Source organism: Neisseria viridiae (assembly GCF_962747995.1).
GTDB lineage: Bacteria > Pseudomonadota > Gammaproteobacteria > Burkholderiales > Neisseriaceae > Neisseria > Neisseria viridiae.
Genome location: NZ_CAUJAJ010000007.1, coordinates 65522 through 89311, shown reverse-complemented (window position 1 = coordinate 89311; position 23790 = coordinate 65522). Strand labels below are relative to the sequence as shown.

Here is a 23790-nt window from a genome sequence, read left to right as displayed (position 1 = left end):
CCCTGTTACTCGAATAAAGTAAAGGGCGTTAATTTTTGTTAATCGTCCCTTCTTAGGGACGCAATATATAAGAAAAGTAATGCGCCCCTTTGGCTGGGTGCAATATATAAGGCTTCCCCGCGCCCGGCCGCGTGCCAACCGTCGTCAGGCGGTCTTGAGCCTGCTTAACGGTATCCCCTCATCAGGCTGTAACCGTTGGCTTTCATGCAGTAGAAAACCAGCTTGGCGGCTTTCTGTTTTTCCAAACGGTTTGCATCGACATCTTTGCGGCAGTAGCCCAATTGGTCGAGTGCCTCTTGCTTGGAGACCCCGTCCTTATGCCAATATACATACGGTGTGGCGCAGGCAGCCAAGAGGGCTGCCGATACCGACATCAAAGCAATACGGTTTACTCTCATTTTTTACCCTTCTGAATAAAATTTAAAAAATTTTGATGTGCTGCATTTGAAATATTATTCTATTTTACAAATTTATTCAACTATAGTTTTATTTTAACAAGCTATAGTTTATTGTTTGAATATTGGGATTTTTCCATACTCCCTGCATGGAAAAACCGACCACCCCAAACCCCTACCGCCTTATCTTCGCCCAAAATATGAGGCAGGTCAGGCGTTTGAAAGAGCTTTCTCAAGAAGAGTTGGCTTTCAGTGCGCGCGTAAGCAAAACCTATATCAGTGAAATAGAACGCGGCAGCCGTTCGGTTTCCATTGATGTGATGGGTCAGATTGCCGATGCGCTGGGTATGCCTTTGGAAGAACTGGTTAGAAAAGACCTGCTGCAACTCAGATAATGTCGGCGCACCCGCCCTATGCCGCCGACCGCCATCGTACAGTTTCTGTTTTGTTTTCAAACGGTATCCTTCCGTTTCTATTAAAATAGCGCATTCCACTTTTCAGACGGCATCCTTATGTTTCCCGACCAATCCGCCCCCAACCTCCTGCAAGGCTTAAACCCCGAACAACTCTCCGCCGTAACCTGGCCGCCGCAATCCGCCCTCGTTTTGGCAGGCGCGGGCAGCGGCAAAACGCGCGTACTGACCACGCGCATCGCATGGCTGTTGCAAACCGGTCAGGCAAGCGTACACAGCATTATGGCGGTAACGTTTACCAACAAAGCCGCCAAAGAAATGCAAACCCGTTTGGGCGCGATGATTCCCATCAACGTCCGCGTCATGTGGCTCGGCACGTTCCACGGTCTCTGCCACCGTTTTCTACGGCTGCACCACCGCGATGCCGGTTTGCCGTCATCCTTTCAAATCCTCGACAGCGGCGACCAACTTTCCCTGATCAAACGTCTGCTCAAAAGCCTCAACATCGCCGAAGAAATCATCGCGCCGCGTTCGCTGCAAGGCTTTATCAACGCGCAAAAAGAATCCGGCTTGCGCGCTTCCGTCTTGAGCGCGCCCGACCCGCACACGCGCCGCATGATTGAGTGCTACGCCGAATACGACAAAATCTGCCAACGCGAAGGCGTGGTCGATTTTGCCGAACTCATGCTCCGCAGCTACGAAATGCTGCAAAGCAACGAAATCCTGCGCCAGCATTACCAAAACCGCTTCAACCACATTCTCGTTGACGAGTTTCAAGATACCAACAAGCTGCAATACGCCTGGCTCAAACTCATGGCGGGCGGCAACGCGGCAGTCTTTGCCGTCGGCGACGACGACCAAAGCATCTACCGCTTCCGCGGCGCAAACGTCGGCAACATGACCGCGCTGATGGAAGAATTCCACATCGACGCGCCCGTCAAACTCGAACAAAACTACCGCTCCGTCGGCAATATCCTCGCCGCCGCCAACGCCGTCATCGAAAACAACGACGAACGCCTTGGCAAAAACCTGCGCACCGACGCCGAAGCAGGCGACAAAATCCGCTACTACTCCGCCTTTACCGACCTCGAAGAAGCCCGGTTCATCGTTGACGAAACCAAAGCTCTCGAACGCGAAGGCTGGGATTTGGACGAAATCGCCGTCCTCTACCGCAGCAACGCCCAATCCCGCGTCATCGAACAAAGCCTGTTCCGCAGCGGCATCCCCTACAAAATCTACGGCGGCTTGCGCTTTTACGAACGCCAAGAAATCAAACACGCACTCGCTTACCTGCGCCTTGCCGTCAATCCCGACGACGACAACGCTCTCTTACGCGTCATCAACTTCCCGCCGCGCGGCATCGGCGCACGCACCGTCGAAAACCTTCAGACGGCATCACAAGAGCAAGGCGTTTCACTTTGGCAGGCAGCCTGCAACGCCGGCGCAAAAGCCGCCAAAATCGCCGCCTTCGTCCGCCTGATTGAAGCCCTGCGCAACCAAGTCGGACAAATGCCCCTGCCCGAAATCATCGCCGGCATCCTCAAAGACAGCGGTCTGACCGAACACTACAAAACCCAAAAAGGCGACAACCAAGACCGCCTTGACAACCTCGACGAACTCGTCAACGCCGCCATCGAGTTCAAACCCGAAGACAGCAATTTTGAAATCCTACCCGAAAACATTTCAGACGACCCCGCCTTCCCCATCCTCGCCTTCCTCAGCAACGCCGCCCTCGAATCCGGCGAAAACCAGGCAGGCGCAGGCGAAAAAGCCATCCAACTGATGACCGTCCACGCCGCCAAAGGCTTGGAATTTAACGCCGTCTTCCTCACCGGCATGGAAGAAGGCCGCTTCCCCAGCGAAATGAGCCTTGCCGAACGCGGCGGCCTCGAAGAAGAACGCCGCCTCATGTACGTCGCCATCACCCGCGCCCGCAAACGCCTCTACATCACCATGGCGCAACAACGTATGCTGCACGGACAAACCCAATTCGGCATCCTCTCCCGCTTCGTCGAAGAAATCCCCCCCGAAGTATTGCACTACCTGTCCGTCAAAAAAAACGCCTACGACAGCTACGGCAGCCCGCGCCAAACCGCCGCACCCAAAGACAAAATCATCGACGATTACAAACAGCCCCAAACCTACGCAGGCTTCCGCATCGGACAAAACGTCCGCCACGCCAAATTCGGCACCGGCGTCATCATCGATGCCGTGGACAAAGGCGAATCCGCTCGACTGACCATCAACTTCGGCAAACAGGGCGTGAAAGAGCTGGATACCAAGTTTGCGAAATTGGAAGCGATGTAAATTTGAAATGCAGGCCGGATATTCGTATCCGACCTACGGCAAAAACCTTAGCAGGAGAGAATAGAAACCCGTAGCGTGGGCTTTTCCTATGAATCAAGCCCAAAATTTCAGACGGCATTTTTAGCCGTCATTATCGTGGATGAAGCCCACGCTACAATGTACACACACAGAGCAAATAGAGATGTGGGTCGGATATTCGTATCCGACAAAAACATTTGACGCGCCTATTGTTTCCGAAACACCGCTGTTGGAAATGTCGGATACAAGAATCCGACTTACGGCAAAAAACGTAGCAAGGACAAGGCAAAAGGCCGTCTGAAAACGGGAAGGGCAATTTTGCCGCAACCGCCGCCGTCATTCCCGCGCAGGCGGGAATCCAGACCTTTCGGCACGGAAACTTATCGGATAAAAGGTTTCTTTAGATTCCACGTCCTAGATTCCCACCTGCGTGGGAATGACGGATGGTAAAAGCCGGGTATGAATACCCACTCTCTGTTATCACTGAAATCAATAAGGAAGAACATTATGTCCCAAGTTTTTAAAGATTTTGACTTGTCCTCTGTGTGGGAATCCGACAGTTGGGCAGATGAAAACTACAAAGAAGCCCCGTTTACCCCTGAAATTTTGGCTGCTGTAGAAAGTGAGCTAGGCTGTAAATTGCCGCAAAGTTTTATTGAATTGATGGCAGTACAAAACGGCGGGATATTTGTTAAAAACTGCTTTCCGACCACTCAGAGAAATTCGTGGGCGGAAGATCATGTGCAAATTTGCGAGGTATCGGGAATCGGTTCTGAAAAAGAAGGGAGTCTGTGCGGCGAAACAGGGCAAAAACTTTGGCTGGAAGAATGGGAGTATCCGCCCATCGGCGTGTATTTTGCCAACGACCCGTCAGGCGGTCATGCCCTGTTTGCCTTGGACTACCGAGAGTGTGGAAAAGACGGCGAGCCGAAAGTGGTGTTTGTCGAACAAGAATCGGATTTTGAAATCGTCGAACTCGCCCCCGATTTTGAAACCTTTATCCGCAGCTTGCGGCATGAAGATGAGTTTATTGACGAAGAAATATAAAACGGCGGTTGAAAAACCGGAATCATCAAGGGAAAACGGGCGAAATAACAGATAACCGGTTGAATCTGTAAGGAAAACGATTCGGCGGAACGTGCCATCCAAGACCTTTGCAAAGAAAAACTGTCCCCGACAGCATTGACATTATTAACAGAACTTATCAAATTTGGAGCTATCTCAAATATAATTCGGTTATCCTTTTGTATCCATTAAATTATATGCTTCAATTAAATGTTGTTCTAGCTCTTGCACTAATTGAGGATTGCGAATTCCTGACACAATCTCAAATTCTTCTGCATCTATGCAAACACCTGCATAAATTTCAATAACAAGGGAACGCAATAATTGAAGCTCTTCTCTTGTTAAAGAAATAATAATGTCATCACCTGTGTAATTGATTATATTCATAATAATTTTATTTTTGCTTGTCAAAGTAAGTTTTACCTAAGGTTGGTCTAAATGCAGTCCCACCATCTTTTGAATTTGGGTCTCTAATTACAATTGCTCCAGACTTATCATCCCAAATTGCTCTTATGTGTTTGGATTGTAATCTTCGAATTCCCAAGAAAAAAATCGTAATAAGTTTGAAAGTGTCAAATCCCAAGTTTCTTTTGAGCAATATTCTAATATTTTATCAATTTCACTTTTAATCATCTTATGATCAAACTGTTCTAATATTAATGCATTAGACCAAAAAAAACCTTCTTTATTACAATGATGGGAAATCCATTTAGGAGAACAAATGCAAAGTGAAAAAATAGATGAGCCTTGTTCTCCTTCGATTCCGATATCCAAATCTATCCATCTATGAAAATTATCTGGAATTTCGGGGGTAAATTTTTCAAAATCAATATCATATAAATTTATGCTTTTTAAATCCAATTTAATCATTAGGGCTGTCCTAGATAACTAGGGAAATTCAAATTAAGTTAGAATTATCCCTATGAGAAAAAGTCGTCTAAGCCAGTATAAACAAAATAAACTCATTGGGCTATTTGTCGCAGGTGTAACTGCAAGAACAGCAGCAGAGTTAGTAGGCGTTAATAAAAATACCGCAGCCTATTATTCTCATCGTTTACGATTGCTTATTTATCTAGGACAGCCCCATATCTTTTATAGATAGCTGCTTACCAAGTATCCTTAATTGCTAATTCAAGTCACTCTTCAAAACTATTAAAAAATTCATGGTTTTCTATATTATCTAAATTAATGACAATAACCCTAGGATTTCCTGTTACATCATTACCATCAAAATAAGCTTCCCATTCTCCATTACTAGCGAATGGGATAAGATTTAAATCAGGCAGGATAGAATTTCTAAATATATAAGCTACTTCTGTCCCTTCTGTTCCATAATTCTCAAACCACCAGTGAAAATTATGTCGCTGAATATAAGGTATTAAAGATGTATCGTTAGAGATACGAACATACTTTTCAGGATAACAAAACCCTTCAGGAAACATATTACTAGGATATAAATTAAATTCATTTTGAATAATCATTTCGTTACCTTAGGATCATAAATACTACCATTAGGAAACTGGGTAGACCAAATTACTAAAAATTAGATTAGTTTCAAAAATGAAAAATTACTGTTTTTCCATTTTTTATAGCATATTCAAGTACATGAATAATATTTTTCACTAAGGACTCTGTAGAAAAATCTGAATTTTGTAATTTTTCTTTTACAGCCAAAATACTTTCCTTATCTATTAGCCAATCCCCCTCACTTGGTCCAAATAACCAATTATCGGTAATTTCAGAAACAAGCCTCCATAATCCACGATTTTGATATTCAATAATTTGATTTTCTGTAATTTCTACAACTGTTTCAGATTGAATGTTTTTATAAGCCCAATCAATCATTTCAGTATATTCACTAATTGAAACATTGTCTTTTAAACAGAAAATTAACAGGTTGTGTTCATTCATTTGTCTAAGTTTTTGATATGAGTTTGTTGTTGTAAATAATCTTTTGCTTGCTTACCTTGTAAATTACCGGTTTTCACAACATTACCATTTGAATCAAGATACTGTTTTCGTGAATTATCATAGATTCTAAAATAGTTGTTTTCGTTATCTTTTATAATTGTAATTTTTCCATCTAAACTAGTGTATCGAGTTTTAACTTTATCAGGACTTAAAATACCAGGTGCATTGGGAGTTAGTGTTTTGTGCACTGAATCAAAACTTGCTGAACTCCAGTTACTACTAAACTTCTCAAAACTTTGTTTTCTTTTTTCAGCGGTGCTGTTTGGTAAAGATTTAATAGGTTTATTCCCACCTGCCATCTCCCCATCTACAGTCTGCATATGGCGGGCAGTAGGTTTTTCATAGCCGGTATTTTTAACCCAATCCCATTTAGTCGGGTTAAGTTCTACTTTTTTTACCTCTCCAAACCGTACCTGCGGCCTCTGCTACGGCAAGGGCAGTTTGGGCTGTTGCAGTTATATTCGGATGGACATCAGCCCATTGTCTGGCGGAATTGATGCCGTCTTTTACCGCAAAAGCACTGTCTTGTAATAGGCTCGCGGCAGCAAGTTGTGCTTCCGGACTTAAATTTCCTAATTCATTAATATCTTGTAAAGTTTGCTGCGCAGAGATGTAGGTCGGATATTTGTATCCGACAAAAATATTTGACGCGTCTATCGTTTCCGAAATGCCGCTGTTGAAAAATGTCGGATCCGAGAATCCGACCTACGGTTGCTGAACAATGTTTTGTAGAACTTGCTCAAAATCCATGTTTCGCCATTTTCCTTTATATATACCTAATGCAGCACGGGTTACGATTTCGTTTAAGTCATAAATAGCCATTTACGTCCTCTGCTAATTTTCAGCGAGTAGATTGGGTTACCAAACCCAACAAAAAAGCAGCCTGAAAAATTTCAGGATGCTTATTTTATGTTTTTTATCAATGAATTAGATTTTAATCCAGCCTGCGCTTGCTAGTTAAACAGTATTTACATAAAAATCTTGCACTGAACAAACAAGCGTATCATGTTCATCATGAAATGATGGGCATAACGTTAATCTACAAATGTTTACATTTAAAGATATTTTTTCAGTTTCAATATTTTTAATTTGTAAGGTTAATACATGAGGATATTTGTGATATAGCTGATTTTTTAATTGTTCGTTGTCTAATATAGCAAAAGGTAATTTTGCACACAAATAACCAATAACTTTGTTTTTATGAAAAAAAACTATCCAATTTTCAATTCCTTCATCCCAATCAAAAGTAAAATCCGTTCCTTCTATGATAAATTTAGCACAAGATATTAAATCTAACTTAACCCAAGTGGATTTATACAGACTCAATGCTGATGAAGTTATAATATTATCTAAATTATAAATTTTCATAAATCAACGTTCCTTACCTGGTGTTCCATGCACAGGTCTAATCCCATCTTTATTCGGCTTTCTACGATAAATGTTAATTATATGTGTCGGTTTTCCGTCTGTATAGCCAACTACGTCGTTCGTTGGAACTTTTGCCTTATTTTGACTATCCCATAAATTATGTTCATCTGCATATCTAGCAGCATCTAATGTAGCTTTTTCCGCATCAACATCTGATTTAAATAAACTTTTGCTATCTATCTTGTCTAGACTAGATGCATCAGGTTTGTGTCGTACCATACTGAGAGGGTCAGTAATATATTTGCCATCTGTAATAGCTGATCCACCATTATAGGTAGTATGCGTATAATTTTTTTGTGGAACGAGACTATTTTGCAAAGATTGTTGTGTAGAAACGCCAGCTTTGTCATTAGGAGTAGCTTGCTTCGCTGGCTTATTCCCACCTGCCATCTCCCCATCTAAAGTCTGCATAGGGCGGGCAGCAGGTTTTTTATAGCCGGTATTTTTAACCCAATCCCATTTGGTCGGGTTAAGTTCTACTTTTTTACCTCTCCAAACCGTACCTGCGGCCTCTGCTACGGCAAGGGCAGTTTAGGCTGTTGCTGTAATGTTCGGATGGGCATCAGCCCATTGTCTGGCGGAATTGATGCCGTCTTTTACTGCAAAAGCACTGTCTTGTAATAGGCTCGCGGCAGCAAGTTGTGCTTCCGGGCTTAATTTTCCTGAATTATTAATACCTTGTAGAGTCTGCTGCGCAGAGATGTAGCAACTGTATTTTTACCCCGTCGGGTAAAAATACAGTTGCTACGGCTGCTGGGAAAGCAGTTACTATTTTCCCAGTGGCTCAAAATTAATTGTTTCAGCAGATATTTTTATAATAATCCCTACATCAATAATAATTTCACTATAAAATAGGTATTTATATAGCTCTATTTCGGGTATAAACAAGGGAAACAAGCTATCTTCCTTATCCTCATAATCTACGAAATTATTTGTATCTAATTTAAAATTCAAAATATTACTGCATTTGATATATCCGAAATAATTACCTTCAATTGTATCTGTAAAAGATAATGTAAGGGTATTTCCATTATCGGAAAAGATTATTTCATAAAGGCTTACATTGTGAAAAATATTTTTTTTCATTTGACAAAGTATCCAGAATGATGATGATTATTTGGCAATGGATTGCCTTCATAATCTTGTCGTTGCGGATATTTTCCCTGTACACCATCGGTTCGCGGCACTCTTTGGGTTCTTATAACCTCTCCATTTGGACGAATATCTATTTTCACGCCATCAGGACCTTTCCATGTTTCATATTGAGCCGCATCTGAACCAGTACGTCTAAAACCTTGTTCTTGCAATGCTTGACGTAATTCATCTCGCGTAGTTGGGCTGATAGATTTAACAACTGGCTTGTTTCCTCCTGCCATCTTACCGTCCAACGTCTGCATAGGGCGGGCAGCAGGTTTTTTATAACCGGTATTTTTAACCCAATCCCATTTGGTCGGGTTAAGTTCTACTTTTTTACCTCTCCAAACCGTACCTGCGGCCTCTGCTACGGAAAGGGCAGTTTGGGCTGTTGCAGTTATATTGGGATGGGCATCAGCCCATTGTCTGGCGGAATTGATGCCGTCTTTTACCGCAAAAGCACTGTCCTATAATAGGCTCGCGGCAGCAAGTTGTGCTTCTGGACTTAAATTTCCTAAATCATTAATACCTTGTAGAGTCTGCTGAGCGGCTGTATCTGTGACCGGGCTTACCGCACTGTCTGTAATTGCCCCAATCCATACTCCTTGAAAACCCATTAAAAAAGGATTAACCGCACCTTGGACGATGCCGCGAATATCATCCATACGGTTAGCCCACCAATTTTTATTGGGGTCGTTTTCCCATATCAGTTTTCCTGCTTCATCCGCACGGCTGAAAAAACCAGAGGCGGCACCGGCATTTTCTTTTAGCCAACGGTCTGAAAATGGGGCTTGAGGGACAATATTAGTCTTTGTTTTTGTTGAAGTTCCTTTGACATAATAGCTGTATATATCCCTTGCTCCTCCGGGGGGCGGATAATCGCTGCCTTGCGGCCCGTCATATCCATCCTCCGGATGGATTTCCGACCCTGTCCGATGAAGTTGGTAAACGGTAAAACCGCCGTCTACACCGCCGCTGAAATCAGAAGTGCTTTTTGAATCATGATGATCAAACGGACTGTGTACTTCATGTCCATGTCCTGAAAAATGGGTTTCATAACCGATGACACCTTCAAATCCTGTCCGTTCGTGTGTAATAGGCAGTATGGGGCCGACCGCAGTTGCATCAAATGTTTGGACGGCGTAAACCCGATTTTTAACACTGCCGCGACCATTACCAAACAGATGGTATTTACCACCCGGTTCGTAGTGTTTTGCCTGCATATCATCGCGCAAACGGGCATCCAAACCGTTCGCATGACTAATGGGGATTTGCAGCAACGATATTGCTGCTGCAAACAGCATCATGAATTTTTGAATAGGCAATTTCATTTTGTTTTCCTTGGTAGCAAGCGGTTATGGCAGTGTGAATTAAGGTTGCCCTTGTCTATGTTGTCGCACTGCTTCATCGCTGTATCCATACCCCTCATGACTGTTATCAGTCTCTACGGATGGGGCAGAGTTACCCGTATGATTGCCGTATGGTTGGATATCGGAGAAATCGACCATTAATCCTTCTGTCGGTTTGATTCCTTTGCTTACTTTATACGGTCCCATCCACAATGCGTAATTTTCTTTATAGGCAGCTTCAAACGCATTGGTTTTTGGTTTGATGAGCAATTTTTTATTGGTTCTGTCTACTGCGAAATATTCCAGTTTTGTTTGGGCTTTCAGTGTTTCGGCATTGTATAGGTGCATTTCGGTTCTGTTGCGTATAGTTCCGAATACGTCGATGTTAATAAACACATCTGTATCGGCATTGGCAGGAGAAACAACGTCTATGCCGCGCAGGAAAAATACGGTCTGTACCAAGTGGGAAAGAAAGGCAGTGTCGCGCGGGTTAGTCGTCAAGGTTTCATTTCGATAATCCCCCATCCCGCCAATATTTAAGCCCAGACTGCTTTTACTTCCGCTACCGTCTGATTGGGTGCGCGAGAGTGCAGGGGCATTAAGTGTAGATAAAGAAGTGGTTAAACCCGTCAAACCGCCTGATGTTGTTTCAGCGGTGGTTTCGTAACGTGGATAGGTGTAATCGGTACGGACGGCAGGGCTGTTTATGTATTCGCCACGAATCAGTGCATCAATGGAGTAACGCCCTCCCGTCAAACTGCCTGAACCTTGGTCGCCCATAGTTGCAATGTACAATGCAACTTTTCGTCCGTGTAATGCCTGTAAATCCATGTTTTTAACAGCAGCTCTGGCAGAAGCGGCCACAAGTTCTTGTTCGACCGCAAAGCGTTTACCTCCGCCATGCGATGGAATACCTGTCAGTGTCCCGCAGGCGGATAAAATAAAAACTGAAAAAAGAATAGGTATCAGCAGCCGTGCCCGCATAGATTTTCTCCTTTGATAAAAGACAAATTGTATCAAAATTGTAAATAAATCATAAATTAAATAAAATATTTCTTTACTGGTTTTGTGGTTTGGTTTTCAATAGGCTGCCCGCACATAGCGGGATTTGCGGTTGCAATGGCGGCGGCGGATTTTAGGCTTTTTCCGGTCAGTTGCCGGTTAATCAGTCCCGGCAGTTCGGACAGGGTGTCGTCTTGTGCCAACCTGTTGCGGTAACGGCATAAGGTGCTGTAATCGGGGATGCTTGGTTCGTCAAAACGGCAAAACAGGTTGAAATCGGTGCGGGTGATGAGTACGGCGTTGCCCTTATGCCGATTTTGTCCGCCTGCTGCAAGGCGGTTTGCCCAATGAAAAACAAAATGCCGTCTGAACATCGTTCAGACGGCATTTTCAAATGGAAGGCAATATAGTCGGCATATGAAAAATTGATGTATAAGGCAGGATGGGTTTAGGCTTGTTAATCTCCATATAATAAATGGCCGTCTGAAGCCCATATGCGACTATATCTGCCGGCCTTATGGGCAATCAGCAGTGAACCAGTGTGCCCTCGTCTTCGCCGGTAATGACGCGTTTGAGCGAGCCTTGTTTGGCGATGCCGAAGACGACGATATTGAGTTTGCGTTCGCGGCAGAGCGCAAAGGCGGTCGCGTCCATCACTTTGAGGTTTTTCAACAAGGCTTCATCAAAGGTAATGGTTTCGTAGCGTGTGGCGGATGGGTCTTTTTTCGGGTCTGCGGTGTATACGCCGTCGACGTTGGTGGCTTTGAGCATCACGTCGCAGTTCATTTCCGCACCGCGCAATGCGGCGGCAGTGTCGGTCGTGAAGAACGGGTTACCGGTACCGGCGGCGAAAATCACGACTTTGCCTTCTTCCAAATATTGAATGGCTTTGGGGCGGGCGTAGGTTTCAGCGATTTGCTGCATAGACAGTGCGGATTGTACGCGCGCTTTGATGCCCAAAGTTTCAAATGCGTCTTTGAGTGCCAACGCGTTCATTACGGTTGCCATCATGCCCATGTAGTCGGCAGTGGCGCGGTCCATACTGCCTGCTTGGGCGGATACGCCCCGGAAAATATTGCCGCCGCCGACAACGATGCCGACTTGCACGCCCATTCTCACGATTTCGGCAATTTCGCCGACAGTTTGAACGATGGTATCGTGATTGATACCGAACGGATCGGAACCCATCAGGGATTCGCCGGAGAGTTTCAGTAATACGCGTTTGTATTTGATTTGCTGTGTCATGGGATACCTTGCTTTCTTTGGGTTGGTTAGTGCCGAGTGTTTAGAGCACTGCTTCAATTTGGGGAAAGGGCGTTTGATTTTTCAGACGACCTTTCGGGATGTTTGGCTGACAGGGTAACGCGTTTTCCGTGGGCGTATGGGTTTGGATAAATTATTATTGGTTGGTTATGATGAAATATTTTCTGTTCGACAGTATAGTGGATTAACTTTAAACCGGTACGGCGTTGTCTCGCCTTGCCGTACTATTTGTACCGTCTGCGGCTTCGTCGCCTTGTCCTGATTTTTGTTAATCCACTATATTTTAAACAGTGTAACTCTCAAAAAAAAGCACCCTGATTCGTTTGGAATCCAGGTGCTTTCTTTTTCATAGGTGCCTTACACTTTAGCAGCGGCGGCTACTTCTGCCGCGTAATCGACGGCTTTTTTCTCGATACCGTCGCCTACTTTGTAGCGGACGAAGCTGACCACTTCCGTGCCGTTTTCTTTGGCGAATTGGGCAACGGTTTGATCGGGATTCATCACGAATGCTTGGCCGTTCAGAGTGATTTCAGCCAAGAATTTGCGGATACGGCCTTCAACCATTTTCGCGGCGATGTCGGCAGGTTTGCCGGAAGCGATAGCTTGTTCGGTGTAGATGTGGCGTTCTTTTTCAACGGTTTCGGCATCTACTTCGGCTTCGCTTACGCATTGCGGTTTGGCGGCAACGATGTGCATACCGATTTTGCGTGCCACGTCTTCAGAGCCTTTGTACTCAACCAATACGCCTTCGGTAGCCAAAGCACCGTGGATGTAGGCAACCAGTTGGTTGGCAGTGTCGATCACTTGGAAGCGGCGAACAGACATGTTCTCGCCCAATTTAGCGATGATGGCTTTACGTTCTGTTTCAACCAATTCGCTCAGTTCTTCAACGGTAGCCGGTTTTTTCTCGGCAGCAGTTTTAGCAACGAAGTTGGCAAATTCTACGAAGCCGGCGTCTTTGGCAACGAAGTCGGTTTCGCAGTTTACTTCAACCAATGCGCCGACATTGCCGTTGATTGCGTAAGCCAATACGCCTTCGGCAGCAGTACGGCCGGCCAGTTTACCGGCTTTCGCACCGGATTTAATACGCAGGATTTCTTCGGCTTTGTCGAAGTTGCCTTCAGCTTCAACCAAGGCTTTTTTGCATTCCATCATGCCCAGGCCGGTAGCGGCGCGCAGGTCGGCAACCATTTTTGCAGTAATTTCTGCCATTTTGAATCTCCTAGATTTTGGGGAAACACGGAAAGAATTTTCCGTATTTGGGAATCGTGTGCCGCGAACGGACGTTCAGACGGCATATTTGAGAAAAGGGGCATAACGCCCCTCTTCGGTTTGCCGGATTACTCGGCAGCAGCTTCTTGGGCAGCGGCTACGGTTTCTTGCAGAGCTTGGTTTTTGCCTTCCAAAACCGCATCGGCGATGCCTCGGCAGTACAGGCGGATGGCTTTGGCGGAGTCATCGTTACCGGGGATGACGTATTTCACGCCGTCGGGGCTGTTGTTGGTATCGACTACGGCGATAACGGGGATGCCCAGTTTTTCAGCTTCAACCAGAGTACCTTTTTGGTAGCCGGTATCGATGACGAAAATCGCGTCGGGCAGACCTTTCATGTTTTTGATACCGCCCAAAGAACGTTCCAGTTTTTCAACGTCGCGTTGCATTTCCAGAATTTCTTTTTTGCTGAAACCACTTTCGGCAGCGTTTTCCAGGGCAGCGGTTTTTTCTTCCAGGCGTTTGATGGATTGCTTAACGGTTTTGTAGTTGGTCAGCATACCGCCCAACCAGCGGTGATCAACGAAAGGCATACCGGCGCGGGTAGCTTCTTCGCGGATGATGTCGCGGGCTTGGCGTTTGGTACCTACGAACAATACTGTACCTTTGTTGGCAACCAGACGGCGTACGGCTTCTTGCGCGTCTTGGAACATCGGCAGGGTTTTTTCCAGGTTGACGATGTGGATTTTGTTGCGCGCGCCGAAAATGTATTGTGCCATTTTCGGGTTCCAGAAACGGGTTTGGTGGCCGAAGTGGACACCGGCTTCAATCATCTGACGCATAGTAATTTGAGACATTTTGATTTCCTTGAAAGGGTTAAGGGCACACATTCAATCGCATAGAACTTGATAGGCGGCGCCTATTGTCAAGCACCCTTCGGCGAAAGTGGGCATAAGTTTTAAAAAATAAAAGCGTGTTTCCGAAATGGAAAACTGACGGATTATAGCGGATAAGAGGCCGTCTGAAAAGGGATTTTATACCTTCCCGTCCTGTTTTTCATCCGCCTGTACCGCCTTTTGGCGGGCCGCTTCAAACTCCGCCTGCTCCTGCCGTTTCATCAGGCGGTTGCGGCGGCGGATGGTCACGACAAAGACCGTAAACACAGTGGGCAACACTGCCCAAAAAACCAAATAAATCAACGCGCGCACGATGCTGGGCTGGGCGGCGGAATACATGACGGCGACGAAGAGGTAGCCGATAAGGACGATATGCCACATGGCGGAATCCTGTTTCGAGGTTAACAGAGTGTTTATAATCGCCGTATTCTACAACAACACTTAAAAGGCCGTCTGAAATGAGGAATGAGGAAAAACACGCCCTGCGCCGAGAATTGCGTCGCGCCCGCACGCAGATGGGGCATCAAGGGCGGTTGGCGGCGGGGCAAACGGTTAACCGCCTGCTCAAGCGTTATATTAAAAAAGGGCGGAAAATCGGCGTGTATTGGCCGATGGGCAACGAACTGCGGCTGGACGGTTTCGTCTGTGCGGCGCAAAAACGCGGTGCCAAACTCTATCTGCCTTATATCGAACCGCGTTCGCGGCGGATGTGGTTTACGCCTTATCCTGCCGACGGAGTAAAACAGGAACGCAAGCGCGGTAGGGCGAAGCTGCATGTCCCTCAGTTTGCAGGTCGGAAAAGGCGTGTACACGGTTTATCCGTATTATTCGTCCCGATTGTCGGCATAGACCGAGAAGGCTACCGTTTGGGGCAGGCAGGCGGTTATTACGACGCGACGCTTTCGGCGATGAAATACCGTTTGCAGGCAAAAACCGTGGGCGTGGGCTTTGCCTGCCAGTTGGTGGACAGGCTGCCGCGCGAACCGCACGACCTGCCGCTGGACGGTTTTGTGTCGGAGATGGGGATATTGTGCTTTTAGCCGTTCAGACGGCATTTCGGGCGGAAATGTCGTCTGAAGGCGGAATATCGGGAGAAAAGGATGTCGGAAAAGATAATACTGCCGGTCTTGTCGTTGGGCGGTGTTCGTCTCGAACCGTTGGATGTGCATCATGAAACGGGTTTGCGCGAGGCGGTTTGCGATGGGGAGGTTTGGAAGCTGGGGGTAACGTCCGCACCTCATCCGGATAGGGTGGCAGACTATATTGGAACAGCATTGGCAACGCGTTTGGCGTTTGCGGTTGTCGATGAAGAGGCGGACAGGGTGGTCGGGACAACGGCGTATTATCATTTTGAACCGCAGATTCCGCGTTTGGATATCGGATTCACATGGTATGCGGCATCGGCACAGCGGACACGGATAAACACCTGTTGCAAAATCATGCTGTTGGATTACGCATTTGATGTTTTGGCTTGCTGTTGTGTGGGATGGCGCACGGATATTCTGAACCTTGCCTCGCAACGTGCCATCGAACGGCTGGGCGCGGAAAAAGACGGCGTGCTGCGTATGCATATGCTCCGTAAAGACGGCAGTGTGCGCGATACGGTTGTGTACAGTATGCTGAGGAAAGATTGGTGCAAAAACAGGGAAATCCTGACCGGCAGGTTGGCAGGGTATGGCGTGCAGGTGTGAGGCAGTATTTTCAAATTTAAAAAACTTAACGCAATATGCTGACAATCTTTTAAAAATTAATATATAAACAATTTTGATTTTTTATCTATTAAAAATCTGATATATATAGATAAATAACTATTTTTATTTTTCATTTCGCAGTTCCACGGCTTGGCGGGCGACAGAAAATCTTTGCATTTCCCAGTAAAATCCACTACATTCACGATAACATATTACAAGCCCCTGAAGCGGTGTCGGAAGCCATACCTGCAACGCATTCCAACCCCGAAACGGCGTACTCGGACACACACCATTGCCGGTTTCCCCTGCTTTTGCGATTCAGGCGTTTGTAGTACGGCAAATAACCATAAGGGCAGAAGATGCCTGTTTTTTTAGGAGTAAACCATGGCTGAAGCGACAGACGTTGTCTTGGTGGGAGGCGGCATTATGAGCGCGACTTTGGGCGTTTTGCTCAAAGAACTCGAACCGTCTTGGGAAATCACCCTGATTGAACGCTTGGAAGACGTGGCGTTGGAATCGTCAAACGCGTGGAACAACGCCGGCACGGGGCATTCCGCGCTGTGCGAATTGAACTATGCGCCGCTGGGTGCAAATGGGATTATCGATCCGGCGCGCGCCCTCAATATTGCCGAACAGTTTCATGTCAGCCGCCAGTTTTGGGCGACGCTGGTCGCGGAAGGCAAGTTGGAAGACAATTCCTTCATCAATGCCGTGCCGCATATGTCTTTGGTGATGAACGAAGACCACTGCCGTTACCTGCAAAAACGCTATGATGTGTTTAAAACGCAGAAACTTTTTGAAAATATGGAATTTTCCACCAATCGGAACAAAATTTCCGATTGGGCTCCGCTGATTATGCGCGGACGGGACGAAAACCAACCCGTCGCCGCCAACTACTCCGCCGAAGGCACGGATGTCGATTTCGGACGGCTGACGCGCCAGATGGTGAAATATTTGCAGGGCAAGGGCGTAAAAACCGAGTTCAACCGCCACGTCGAAGACATCAAACGCGAATCCGACGGCGCGTGGGTACTCAAAACCGCCGATACCCGCAACCCCGACGGGCAGCTCACCCTCCGCACCCGCTTCCTCTTCCTCGGCGCGGGCGGCGGCGCGCTGACCCTGCTGCAAAAATCCGGCATCCCCGAAGGCAAAGGCTACGGCGGCTTCCCCGTGTCCGGCCTGTTCTTCCGCAACAGCAACCCCGAAACCGCCGGACAACACAACGCCAAAGTGTACGGGCAGGCTTCCGTCGGTGCGCCGCCGATGTCCGTCCCGCACCTCGACACACGCAACGTGGACGGCAAACGCCACCTTATGTTCGGCCCTTACGCAGGCTTCCGTTCCAACTTCCTCAAGCAAGGCTCGCTTATGGATTTGCCGCTGTCCATCCATATGGACAACCTCTATCCTATGCTGCGCGCCGGCTGGGCGAATATGCCGCTGACCAAATACCTGCTGGGCGAATTGCGTAAAACCAAAGAAGAACGCTTCTCCTCCCTGCTGGAATACTACCCCGAGGCAAACCCCGACGACTGGGAACTCATCACCGCAGGGCAACGTGTCCAAATCATTAAAAAAGACTCCGAAAAAGGCGGTGTGCTCCAGTTTGGTACGGAGATTGTCGCCCACGCCGACGGCTCGCTCGCCGCATTGCTGGGCGCGTCGCCGGGCGCATCGACCGCCGTGCCGCTGATGATCCGGCTGATGCACCAATGCTTCCCCGAGCGCGCCCCGTCTTGGGAAGGCCGTCTGAAAGAGCTGGTACCGGGTTACGGCATCAAGTTGAACGAAAACCCCGAAAGGGCGGATGAAATTATCGCCTATACCGCGAAAGTGTTGGATATTTAAGCCGAATCTTTCAAGAAAAGCCGTGCCCCATATGGTGTTGATGCCGTCCCTGCCGGTTATGCCCTTCATCCGGCAGGGCAGGTTTTGATACACGGGGCAGGTAATCGTTTTCCCCTTTGCGAGTAATGGGGAAAGGGTCAAAAAAACAGCGTTTTCATTTCTGAAAACGCTGTTTTTTGTTGCCTGATTAACGTGGGGAGCAGTCTTTGAAGACGATTTGGTTGTCAGGTGCGGTAATCATAATGGGCTGTTTGCGGTAGGATTTGCCATCCATCACGCCGGTACCCAAAACATAACCGCCTTCTTTACCGTAGAATGTTTCCACATTGTCGGATTTGTCCAAATTGACAGGCATTTGCACGCGTTTGCCGTTGATGACGGCGGAGGCGTATGTGGTCAGGCCTTGTTTGTTGAAGCCGTAGGTTACTTTGACTTTTTTACCTTGCTGGCAGACGTAGCTGACGGTTTTTTTGGCAACGGTGGGGTTGTTCGTGCCGGCGGCGGCAGCCATACTGCTGAGCGCGATTGCGGAAGACAGGATTGCGGTGGTCAGAAGTTTCATTTTTATTCCTTTGGATAGATGTGGAGTTTGCCCGTTTCGGGCTATTTGACATTCTAATGTCGGCGTATCTTGAAATAAACAGGAAATTGGATAAAGTTTGTAAAAAGGCAGGTTCGGGCGGTTCGGCGGTTTGATGCAGGGGCGGCAGGCGGGGTACGGCAGCCTGTCCGGTGTTTCAGACGGCATTGTTTGCGTTCTTCGGAAATAAAAAACCTCCGGACATCCGGAGGTTGCGGTTTAACCTTGTTTTTTTCTTTCGGCCTTGGTCTGTTTGGACAACTCGGCATACAGGTCGGGATGGTGTTTTTTCAACAGGGCGGCGATTTCCATATCTTTTTTGTTGACTTTTGCCAAATCGAGGCATTCGATATGGACGAGGCGGAGCAGTTCGCGTACGGGTTTGGGCATTTTGCGGCCGGTTTCGTAGCGCGAGCCTCCGGACTGGGTAACGCCGACCTTGCCCCAGAAGTCTATCTGGTTCAGCCCGGTCTTTTTGCGGATGGCTTTAACATCTTCTATATTTTCAAATATTTTCATAAAACTTCCTTTAAGTTTGTCTGGTTGCGGGGCAAATTCCGATTTGCTTTGTTTTTGTAATGTGCCGGGTCAAGCCTGTTTTTATATTGTACATTATATCTGCCGTTTCTTTCAGACGGCATTGTTTGTTTTTATGGGGTGGATACGTCCGGCTTCAGGGTTTGCCGGAGGCGGGGCTGACGGTGAGGATTTCGTAGCCGGTTTCGGTAACCAAAACTTCGTGTTCCCATTGGGCGGAGAGGGAGCGGTCTTTGGTTACGACCGTCCAGCCGTCGTTAAGGATACGCAGGTGGCGTTTGCCTTGGTTGATCATCGGTTCGACGGTGAAAATCATACCCGGTTTTAGAACGGGGCCCTGTCCTTTTTTTCCGTAGTGCAACACTTGCGGGGCTTCGTGGAAACCACGCCCGATGCCGTGGCCGCAGAATTCCTGTACGACGGAATAACCTGCATTTTCGGCAACCTGTTGGCAGGCGTAACCTACGTCGCCCAGCGTCGCGCCGGGTTTGACGGCTTCGATGCCCGCCATCATAGAGGCGTGGGTTACGTCGATCAGGCGTTGGGCGATGGGGGAGACTTTGCCGACGGTAAACATACGGCTGGAGTCGCCGTGGAAACCGTCTTTTTTGATGGTCAGGTCGATGTTGATGATGTCGCCTTCTTTGAGCGGCTTGTCGTCGGGGATGCCGTGGCAGATGACGTGGTTGACGGAGGTGCAGCAGGATTTGGGGTAGGGCGGGTTGCCGTAGTGGAGGGGGGCGGGATAGCCGCCTTGGACGTTGACGTGGTAGTCGTAAACGAGTTTGTCGATTTCGTCGGTGGTTACGCCGGGTTTGACGAATTGTCCGATGTAGTCGAGGGCTTCGGCGACGAGTTTGCCCAGCTCGCGCATTTTTTCGATTTCTTCGGGGGTTTTGATGATGATGCCGTTCATAATGCTTCCTTGTATTGCGGGTGTGCCTGCCGCGCCGGGTCAGAAGAGGTTGTCGAGAATCTCTTTATGGGGTTTGGGCGGCGTGTTTTTCGGGGTGTCCGGTTTGGTATGGTTTTCTTTGGGCGTTTCTTTGGGCTGCGCCTGTTTTTCGGGTGTTTCTTTTTTGGGCTCAGGACGGGGGATGTTTGTGGGCAGTACGGGGGTTTCGTTGAGTGTTTTTTCAGCTTGTGTTTCGGTGGCGGTTAACGGATCGGCAGCCCGGGCCGCATCCGAAGGACGCGGTTTGGCACGGTTTTTTTTGGCAGGGGCGGGAAGGGGCGGTTTGCCGCCGCTTTCGTTTTCATTGTCCGCACTTTCGGGTTCGGACGAGGCCGGTTCGGGATGTGCTGCGCCTTGTCCGACTGCGCCGTTTGGCAGCCAGAATTCGGTTTCGCGGGGGCTGTCGGTGTGTTGCGGTTCGGTTTGGAGGGTTTTGTCGCCGTTCAGGTTGAATGTGCTGACGATGCCTACTGCCAATGCGCCGATGGCGGTGATACAGATGAGCAATACGGCGCGTATCAGGAGTTTTGGGGTCAGCCTGAAGGGTTTGTTCGGTTTTTTTGTCATTTTGCTTGTGCTTGGTGTCGGACAATGCCGTCTGAAGGCGGTTCAGACGGCATGGGTATCAGCGTTGGACGTAGTTTTGGTAGAGGGTGATGACTTTTTGTACGCCGACGGTGGTGCTGACTTTTTGGGTAACCAGAGCCTGTTCTTCGGGGGTAAGGATGCCCATAACGTAGGTTACGTTGCCGTAGGTAACGATTTTGACGCGCACCTGTGTGGCGGGGCTGATGCCCAGCAGCGCGGCACGGACTTTGGACGTGTTCCAGGTGTCGCCGGCGATGTCGCCGGCGGTGCGCGGCAGGGAGGCGACGGTAATGTAGTTGTACACGCCTTCGGCTGCCTGTTCGGCACGCGCAATCTGACCGACGAACTGTTTTTCGTCTTCGGTGGCGACTTGTCCGAGCAGCAGCAGGTGGCGGTTGTAGCCGACGACGGAGATTTGGGGCGTGTAGCCTTTGGTTTGGTTGTTTTGGCGCAGGTAGGAACGGGCGGTGGTTTCGATACGCAACGCCATAACGTTGTCGTCTGTTTGCGCGCCGGTGGTGCGGCGGTCGACGGCGGATTTCGCGCCGACCGCCGCACCACCGACGACTGCGCTGAAACAGCCGCCGAGGGCAAGGCTGAGGACGGCGGCAATCAGGGTGCGGACGGTGTGCGGTTTGAGTTTCATCGGGGGCTTCCTTTCTTGGGCGTTTCAGACGGCATTGCTTTGCGCCATGCCGTCTGAAAAGGGTTACATTCCTTCCAGCAGTACGGAGTCGATACAGTCGCACATGGCGTGTATCAGCAGGATGTGGTTTTCCTGAATGCGGGCGGTGCGCGGATGGGGGACGTTGAGCAGTACGTCGGTGTCTTTGAGCATCGCGGCGATTTTGCCGCCGTCACGGCCGGTCAGGGCGATGACGTGCATATCGCGTTCGTGTGCCGCTTTGATGGCTTCGATGACGTTGGCAGAATTGCCGGAGGTGGAAATGCCGACCAATACGTCGCCTGCACGTCCGAGCGCGCGCACTTGTTTGCTGAATACATGGTCGAAACCGTAGTCGTTGCCGATGGCTGTCAGCGCGGAAGTGTCTGTTGTCAGTGCGACGGCGGCCAATTCCATGCGCTCTTTTTCAAAACGGCCGGTCATTTCTGCGGCGAAGTGTTGCGCGTCGGCAGCCGAACCGCCGTTGCCGCACGCCAGAATCTTGCCGTCGTTCATCAGGCATTGCAGCATCAGTTCGGCAGCCTGCGCGGCCGGTTCGGCGAGTACTTTTTCGGCTTCCTGTTTGGCACGGATGCTTTCGGCAAAATGGGCGGCAACGCGTTCTTGTAATGTCGTCATATCGTCAACCTGTAATATTCTTTATCCACTCGGGCGGGCGGTTTCCTTCAATCAGTACCGCATCGAGGCGGCACGGTACGTTTGTCAACCTGTTCTGTTGCAGATAATACTCTACACTTCGTTGCAGTTTCAATAATTTGGATGGGGAAATGCTGTATGCGGCACCGCCGAATTGCCGATTTTTGCGGTATTTTACTTCAACAAACAGAATCATGCCGCCGTTTTTGACAATCAGGTCGATTTCGCCGTAGGCGCAGTGCCAGTTGCGGGCAAGCAGCGTGCAGCCTTGGGATTGGAGAAAGGCAAGCGCGGCATCTTCCCCTGCCGCACCCTGTTTGTGGTTTAAGCGCATAATCGGTTTAACCTTTATAATGTCTGTTTTTCAGACGGCATTTTTTATGTTTCAGAAACACTTGCAGAAAGCCTCCGACAGCGTCGTCGGAGGGACATTATACGTGGTTGCCACGCCCATCGGCAATTTGGCGGACATTACCCTGCGCGCTTTGGCGGTATTGCAAAAGGCGGACATCATCTGTGCCGAAGATACGCGCGTTACCGCGCAGCTTTTGAGCGCGTACGGCATTCAGGGCAAACTCGTCAGCGTGCGCGAACACAACGAACGGCAGATGGCGGATAAGATTATCGGCTATCTTTCAGACGGCATGGTTGTGGCACAGGTTTCCGATGCGGGTACGCCGGCCGTGTGCGACCCGGGTGCGAAACTCGCCCGCCGCGTGCGAGAAGCAGGGTTCAAAGTCGTTCCTGTTGTCGGCGCAAGCGCGGTGATGGCGGCTTTGAGCGTGGCGGGCGTAGCGGAATCCGATTTTTATTTCAACGGTTTTGTGCCGCCGAAATCGGGCGAACGCAGGAAACTGTTTGCCAAATGGGTGCGGGCGGCGTTCCCCGTCGTGATGTTTGAAACGCCGCACCGCATCGGGGCGACGCTTGCCGATATGGCGGAATTGTTCTCCGAACGCCGATTAATGCTGGCGCGCGAAATCACGAAAACGTTTGAAACGTTTTTGAGCGGCACGGTTGGGGAAATTCAGACGGCATTGGCGGCAGACGGCAACCAATCGCGCGGCGAAATGGTGCTGGTGCTTTATCCGGCGCGGGATGAAAAACACGAAGGCTTGTCCGAATCCGCGCAAAATGTGATGAACATCCTTGCTGCCGAACTGCCGACCAAACAGGCGGCGGAGCTTGCCGCCAAAATCACGGGTGAGGGAAAAAAAGCTTTGTACGATTTTGCCTTGTCTTGCAAAAACAAAGATTTGATTTAGCCTTCTGCCGGTTCGGGCGGTGTGTGGGGGATGGTTTCCCGTCCGGGCAAACAGGATTTTTCTGGCCGGCAAGGTCCGATTAACGCCACATCGGCGATATGGGTATTTCGGGGGAAGGCGGGGAGGTTCGCACAATAAGCGGCGGCGGAATCGGGCGGGTATGAAAACCGTTGTTGCAAAATGCCGCCGCGCCGTCCGGCGTTCAGACGGCATCGGACACCGCCGTGCCCCGTTCCTGCCTGCGCGTTTCAGACGGCATCCGGCAATCGGCGGTTCGGCGTATCCGGACGGACAATCCCGATACCGGGCCGCCATTTGGACGGGTGCGCCCCGAGCGGCGGAATCGGCAAGGGTGCGCCTGTGCCGAAGGCGGACACAGTTTGCCTTCATGGCGCAGATTCGTTTCAAAACCCATCAGGGCGGGCGGGGCAAATCGTCGCCCCCACGGTATGTGAAATACCGCTTATCCCTTATAATAGCGTCCGAAATTCTGTTCAGACGGCATCAAAACACACGGCAATCCGCCTGAAACCTTATTTGAAACCAACA

The 23790-nt window shown here is 48.8% G+C and carries 28 protein-coding genes and 6 pseudogenes; 9 read left to right on the top strand and 25 right to left on the bottom strand.

Annotated elements, in window-relative coordinates; genetic code table 11:
- Positions 1–164 precede the first annotated feature (164 nt).
- Positions 165–398 carry a YgdI/YgdR family lipoprotein gene (locus tag Q9J79_RS06080; RefSeq protein ID WP_003753310.1) on the bottom strand — a complete coding sequence of 78 codons (234 nt, stop codon included), beginning with the start codon at positions 396–398 and terminating at the stop codon, positions 165–167.
- 146 nt (positions 399–544) lie between these two features.
- On the opposite strand from Q9J79_RS06080, the gene Q9J79_RS06075 reads away from it, so the two are divergent.
- The 3 genes from Q9J79_RS06075 to Q9J79_RS06065 all read left to right on the top strand — a co-directional run bounded on the left by Q9J79_RS06075 (position 545) and on the right by Q9J79_RS06065 (position 4180).
- Positions 545–790, top strand: a complete 246-nt coding sequence (locus tag Q9J79_RS06075; RefSeq protein WP_003753308.1) for a helix-turn-helix domain-containing protein — start codon at positions 545–547, stop codon at positions 788–790.
- Positions 791–907: 117 nt separating this feature from the next.
- Positions 908–3115, top strand: a complete 2208-nt coding sequence (uvrD, locus tag Q9J79_RS06070) for a DNA helicase II (RefSeq protein WP_301912210.1) — start codon at positions 908–910, stop codon at positions 3113–3115.
- A 525-nt stretch (positions 3116–3640) separates the two neighbouring features.
- On the top strand, positions 3641–4180 hold the full coding sequence (locus Q9J79_RS06065; RefSeq protein ID WP_304717638.1) for an SMI1/KNR4 family protein: 540 nt from the start codon (positions 3641–3643) through the stop codon (positions 4178–4180).
- A gap of 189 nt (positions 4181–4369) precedes the next feature.
- Here the strand turns inward: Q9J79_RS06065 and Q9J79_RS06060 are convergent, their stop codons facing one another.
- A complete protein-coding gene (locus Q9J79_RS06060; RefSeq protein ID WP_118792977.1) occupies positions 4370–4585 on the bottom strand; it encodes a hypothetical protein in 216 nt (71 codons plus the stop codon).
- A gap of 123 nt (positions 4586–4708) precedes the next feature.
- Positions 4709–5068 carry an immunity 8 family protein gene (locus Q9J79_RS06055; protein WP_301673903.1) on the bottom strand — a complete coding sequence of 120 codons (360 nt, stop codon included), beginning with the start codon at positions 5066–5068 and terminating at the stop codon, positions 4709–4711.
- A 52-nt stretch (positions 5069–5120) separates the two neighbouring features.
- Here Q9J79_RS06055 and Q9J79_RS06050 point away from each other — a divergent pair.
- Positions 5121–5288: pseudogene (locus Q9J79_RS06050) on the top strand (IS1595 family transposase); the annotation flags it as partial.
- 46 nt (positions 5289–5334) lie between these two features.
- Here the strand turns inward: Q9J79_RS06050 and Q9J79_RS06045 are convergent.
- The 15 genes and pseudogenes from Q9J79_RS06045 to Q9J79_RS05970 form a co-directional block, all read right to left on the bottom strand.
- Complete coding sequence (locus Q9J79_RS06045) at positions 5335–5679, bottom strand: hypothetical protein (protein ID WP_304717637.1); 345 nt, start codon at positions 5677–5679, stop codon at positions 5335–5337.
- Between the two features lie 73 nt (positions 5680–5752).
- Positions 5753–6109 (bottom strand): DNA mimic protein DMP12, encoded by a 357-nt coding sequence (locus tag Q9J79_RS06040; RefSeq protein ID WP_304717636.1) that lies wholly within the window; start codon positions 6107–6109, stop codon positions 5753–5755.
- Positions 6106–6468, bottom strand: coding sequence for a MafB protein (locus Q9J79_RS06035; RefSeq protein ID WP_304717639.1), 363 nt, complete (start codon positions 6466–6468; stop codon positions 6106–6108). Before Q9J79_RS06035 ends, Q9J79_RS06040 begins: the two co-directional genes overlap by 4 nt.
- A pseudogene (locus Q9J79_RS06030) lies at positions 6442–6787 on the bottom strand (MafB family polymorphic toxin); the annotation flags it as partial. The pseudogene Q9J79_RS06030 and the gene Q9J79_RS06035, both read right to left, overlap by 27 nt.
- Before the next feature lie 339 nt (positions 6788–7126).
- Complete coding sequence (locus tag Q9J79_RS06025; RefSeq protein ID WP_002224186.1) at positions 7127–7537, bottom strand: hypothetical protein; 411 nt, start codon at positions 7535–7537, stop codon at positions 7127–7129.
- A 3-nt stretch (positions 7538–7540) separates the two neighbouring features.
- Positions 7541–8296: pseudogene (locus tag Q9J79_RS06020) on the bottom strand (MafB family polymorphic toxin); the annotation flags it as partial.
- 69 nt (positions 8297–8365) lie between these two features.
- Complete coding sequence (locus Q9J79_RS06015; RefSeq protein WP_304717635.1) at positions 8366–8683, bottom strand: hypothetical protein; 318 nt, start codon at positions 8681–8683, stop codon at positions 8366–8368.
- Positions 8680–8940, bottom strand: a complete 261-nt coding sequence (locus Q9J79_RS06010) for an adhesin (protein ID WP_373321236.1) — start codon at positions 8938–8940, stop codon at positions 8680–8682. Before Q9J79_RS06010 ends, Q9J79_RS06015 begins: the two co-directional genes overlap by 4 nt.
- A pseudogene (gene mafB, locus Q9J79_RS06005) lies at positions 8941–10062 on the bottom strand (polymorphic toxin MafB class 3); the annotation flags it as partial.
- Positions 10063–10101: 39 nt separating this feature from the next.
- A complete protein-coding gene (gene mafA, locus Q9J79_RS06000) occupies positions 10102–11064 on the bottom strand; it encodes an adhesin MafA (RefSeq protein WP_301912206.1) in 963 nt (320 codons plus the stop codon).
- 131 nt (positions 11065–11195) lie between these two features.
- Positions 11196–11375 (bottom strand): annotated as a pseudogene (locus Q9J79_RS05995) (IS5/IS1182 family transposase); the annotation flags it as partial.
- 232 nt (positions 11376–11607) lie between these two features.
- Positions 11608–12327 carry a UMP kinase gene (gene pyrH / locus Q9J79_RS05990; protein ID WP_013448298.1) on the bottom strand — a complete coding sequence of 240 codons (720 nt, stop codon included), beginning with the start codon at positions 12325–12327 and terminating at the stop codon, positions 11608–11610.
- Between the two features lie 375 nt (positions 12328–12702).
- Positions 12703–13557, bottom strand: coding sequence for a translation elongation factor Ts (gene tsf, locus Q9J79_RS05980; protein ID WP_301912205.1), 855 nt, complete (start codon positions 13555–13557; stop codon positions 12703–12705).
- Positions 13558–13685: 128 nt separating this feature from the next.
- Positions 13686–14414 carry a 30S ribosomal protein S2 gene (gene rpsB, locus Q9J79_RS05975; protein ID WP_002224704.1) on the bottom strand — a complete coding sequence of 243 codons (729 nt, stop codon included), beginning with the start codon at positions 14412–14414 and terminating at the stop codon, positions 13686–13688.
- 177 nt (positions 14415–14591) lie between these two features.
- Entirely contained in the window at positions 14592–14834 is a 243-nt protein-coding gene (locus tag Q9J79_RS05970; protein WP_301673908.1) for a hypothetical protein, read from the bottom strand.
- Positions 14835–14911: 77 nt separating this feature from the next.
- Here Q9J79_RS05970 and Q9J79_RS05965 point away from each other — a divergent pair, with 77 nt between their 5' ends.
- From Q9J79_RS05965 to Q9J79_RS05955, 3 genes are all read left to right on the top strand, one after another.
- On the top strand, positions 14912–15493 hold the full coding sequence (locus tag Q9J79_RS05965; RefSeq protein ID WP_301673909.1) for a 5-formyltetrahydrofolate cyclo-ligase: 582 nt from the start codon (positions 14912–14914) through the stop codon (positions 15491–15493).
- Positions 15494–15553: 60 nt separating this feature from the next.
- Complete coding sequence (locus Q9J79_RS05960; protein WP_301673910.1) at positions 15554–16144, top strand: GNAT family N-acetyltransferase; 591 nt, start codon at positions 15554–15556, stop codon at positions 16142–16144.
- A gap of 384 nt (positions 16145–16528) precedes the next feature.
- The gene (locus Q9J79_RS05955; RefSeq protein WP_301912204.1) at positions 16529–17995 is read left to right on the top strand and encodes a malate:quinone oxidoreductase; all 1467 of its coding nucleotides are present in this window, start codon (positions 16529–16531) and stop codon (positions 17993–17995) included.
- A gap of 187 nt (positions 17996–18182) precedes the next feature.
- Here Q9J79_RS05955 and Q9J79_RS05950 read toward each other — a convergent pair whose 3' ends face one another.
- The 7 genes and pseudogenes from Q9J79_RS05950 to Q9J79_RS05920 form a co-directional block, all read right to left on the bottom strand.
- Complete coding sequence (locus Q9J79_RS05950) at positions 18183–18557, bottom strand: ACP-like domain-containing protein (RefSeq protein ID WP_002215074.1); 375 nt, start codon at positions 18555–18557, stop codon at positions 18183–18185.
- Between the two features lie 237 nt (positions 18558–18794).
- A complete protein-coding gene (locus Q9J79_RS05945) occupies positions 18795–19094 on the bottom strand; it encodes a helix-turn-helix domain-containing protein (RefSeq protein ID WP_107819570.1) in 300 nt (99 codons plus the stop codon).
- A gap of 154 nt (positions 19095–19248) precedes the next feature.
- The gene (map, locus tag Q9J79_RS05940; protein ID WP_002218216.1) at positions 19249–20028 is read right to left on the bottom strand and encodes a type I methionyl aminopeptidase; all 780 of its coding nucleotides are present in this window, start codon (positions 20026–20028) and stop codon (positions 19249–19251) included.
- A gap of 39 nt (positions 20029–20067) precedes the next feature.
- Positions 20068–20687: pseudogene (locus tag Q9J79_RS05935) on the bottom strand (hypothetical protein).
- Positions 20688–20692: 5 nt separating this feature from the next.
- The gene (locus Q9J79_RS05930; RefSeq protein WP_301912203.1) at positions 20693–21301 is read right to left on the bottom strand and encodes a BON domain-containing protein; all 609 of its coding nucleotides are present in this window, start codon (positions 21299–21301) and stop codon (positions 20693–20695) included.
- A gap of 63 nt (positions 21302–21364) precedes the next feature.
- Entirely contained in the window at positions 21365–21958 is a 594-nt protein-coding gene (locus tag Q9J79_RS05925) for a phosphoheptose isomerase (RefSeq protein ID WP_301912202.1), read from the bottom strand.
- Between the two features lie 4 nt (positions 21959–21962).
- Entirely contained in the window at positions 21963–22310 is a 348-nt protein-coding gene (locus Q9J79_RS05920; protein WP_301912201.1) for a YraN family protein, read from the bottom strand.
- Between the two features lie 46 nt (positions 22311–22356).
- On the opposite strand from Q9J79_RS05920, the gene rsmI reads away from it, so the two are divergent.
- Complete coding sequence (gene rsmI / locus Q9J79_RS05915) at positions 22357–23241, top strand: 16S rRNA (cytidine(1402)-2'-O)-methyltransferase (protein WP_301912200.1); 885 nt, start codon at positions 22357–22359, stop codon at positions 23239–23241.
- A gap of 160 nt (positions 23242–23401) precedes the next feature.
- Positions 23402–23770 carry a hypothetical protein gene (locus Q9J79_RS05910; RefSeq protein WP_301912199.1) on the top strand — a complete coding sequence of 123 codons (369 nt, stop codon included), beginning with the start codon at positions 23402–23404 and terminating at the stop codon, positions 23768–23770.
- Positions 23771–23790 lie beyond the last annotated feature (20 nt).

Bases quoted from the DNA above. Each gene is read 5' to 3' on its own strand.
- Q9J79_RS06080 (WP_003753310.1), bottom strand. From the start codon at position 398: ATGAGAGTAAACCGTATTGCTTTGATGTCGGTATCGGCAGCCCTCTTG.
- Q9J79_RS06075 (WP_003753308.1), top strand. From the start codon at position 545: ATGGAAAAACCGACCACCCCAAACCCCTACCGCCTTATCTTCGCCCAA.
- uvrD (WP_301912210.1), top strand. From the start codon at position 908: ATGTTTCCCGACCAATCCGCCCCCAACCTCCTGCAAGGCTTAAACCCC.
- Q9J79_RS06065 (WP_304717638.1), top strand. From the start codon at position 3,641: ATGTCCCAAGTTTTTAAAGATTTTGACTTGTCCTCTGTGTGGGAATCC.
- Q9J79_RS06060 (WP_118792977.1), bottom strand. From the start codon at position 4,585: ATGAATATAATCAATTACACAGGTGATGACATTATTATTTCTTTAACA.
- Q9J79_RS06055 (WP_301673903.1), bottom strand. From the start codon at position 5,068: ATGATTAAATTGGATTTAAAAAGCATAAATTTATATGATATTGATTTT.
- Q9J79_RS06045 (WP_304717637.1), bottom strand. From the start codon at position 5,679: ATGATTATTCAAAATGAATTTAATTTATATCCTAGTAATATGTTTCCT.
- Q9J79_RS06040 (WP_304717636.1), bottom strand. From the start codon at position 6,109: ATGAATGAACACAACCTGTTAATTTTCTGTTTAAAAGACAATGTTTCA.
- Q9J79_RS06035 (WP_304717639.1), bottom strand. From the start codon at position 6,468: ATGGCAGGTGGGAATAAACCTATTAAATCTTTACCAAACAGCACCGCT.
- Q9J79_RS06025 (WP_002224186.1), bottom strand. From the start codon at position 7,537: ATGAAAATTTATAATTTAGATAATATTATAACTTCATCAGCATTGAGT.
- Q9J79_RS06015 (WP_304717635.1), bottom strand. From the start codon at position 8,683: ATGAAAAAAAATATTTTTCACAATGTAAGCCTTTATGAAATAATCTTT.
- mafA (WP_301912206.1), bottom strand. From the start codon at position 11,064: ATGCGGGCACGGCTGCTGATACCTATTCTTTTTTCAGTTTTTATTTTA.
- pyrH (WP_013448298.1), bottom strand. From the start codon at position 12,327: ATGACACAGCAAATCAAATACAAACGCGTATTACTGAAACTCTCCGGC.
- tsf (WP_301912205.1), bottom strand. From the start codon at position 13,557: ATGGCAGAAATTACTGCAAAAATGGTTGCCGACCTGCGCGCCGCTACC.
- rpsB (WP_002224704.1), bottom strand. From the start codon at position 14,414: ATGTCTCAAATTACTATGCGTCAGATGATTGAAGCCGGTGTCCACTTC.
- Q9J79_RS05970 (WP_301673908.1), bottom strand. From the start codon at position 14,834: ATGTGGCATATCGTCCTTATCGGCTACCTCTTCGTCGCCGTCATGTAT.
- Q9J79_RS05965 (WP_301673909.1), top strand. From the start codon at position 14,912: ATGAGGAATGAGGAAAAACACGCCCTGCGCCGAGAATTGCGTCGCGCC.
- Q9J79_RS05960 (WP_301673910.1), top strand. From the start codon at position 15,554: ATGTCGGAAAAGATAATACTGCCGGTCTTGTCGTTGGGCGGTGTTCGT.
- Q9J79_RS05955 (WP_301912204.1), top strand. From the start codon at position 16,529: ATGGCTGAAGCGACAGACGTTGTCTTGGTGGGAGGCGGCATTATGAGC.
- Q9J79_RS05950 (WP_002215074.1), bottom strand. From the start codon at position 18,557: ATGAAACTTCTGACCACCGCAATCCTGTCTTCCGCAATCGCGCTCAGC.
- Q9J79_RS05945 (WP_107819570.1), bottom strand. From the start codon at position 19,094: ATGAAAATATTTGAAAATATAGAAGATGTTAAAGCCATCCGCAAAAAG.
- map (WP_002218216.1), bottom strand. From the start codon at position 20,028: ATGAACGGCATCATCATCAAAACCCCCGAAGAAATCGAAAAAATGCGC.
- Q9J79_RS05930 (WP_301912203.1), bottom strand. From the start codon at position 21,301: ATGAAACTCAAACCGCACACCGTCCGCACCCTGATTGCCGCCGTCCTC.
- Q9J79_RS05925 (WP_301912202.1), bottom strand. From the start codon at position 21,958: ATGACGACATTACAAGAACGCGTTGCCGCCCATTTTGCCGAAAGCATC.
- Q9J79_RS05920 (WP_301912201.1), bottom strand. From the start codon at position 22,310: ATGCGCTTAAACCACAAACAGGGTGCGGCAGGGGAAGATGCCGCGCTT.
- rsmI (WP_301912200.1), top strand. From the start codon at position 22,357: ATGTTTCAGAAACACTTGCAGAAAGCCTCCGACAGCGTCGTCGGAGGG.
- Q9J79_RS05910 (WP_301912199.1), top strand. From the start codon at position 23,402: ATGAAAACCGTTGTTGCAAAATGCCGCCGCGCCGTCCGGCGTTCAGAC.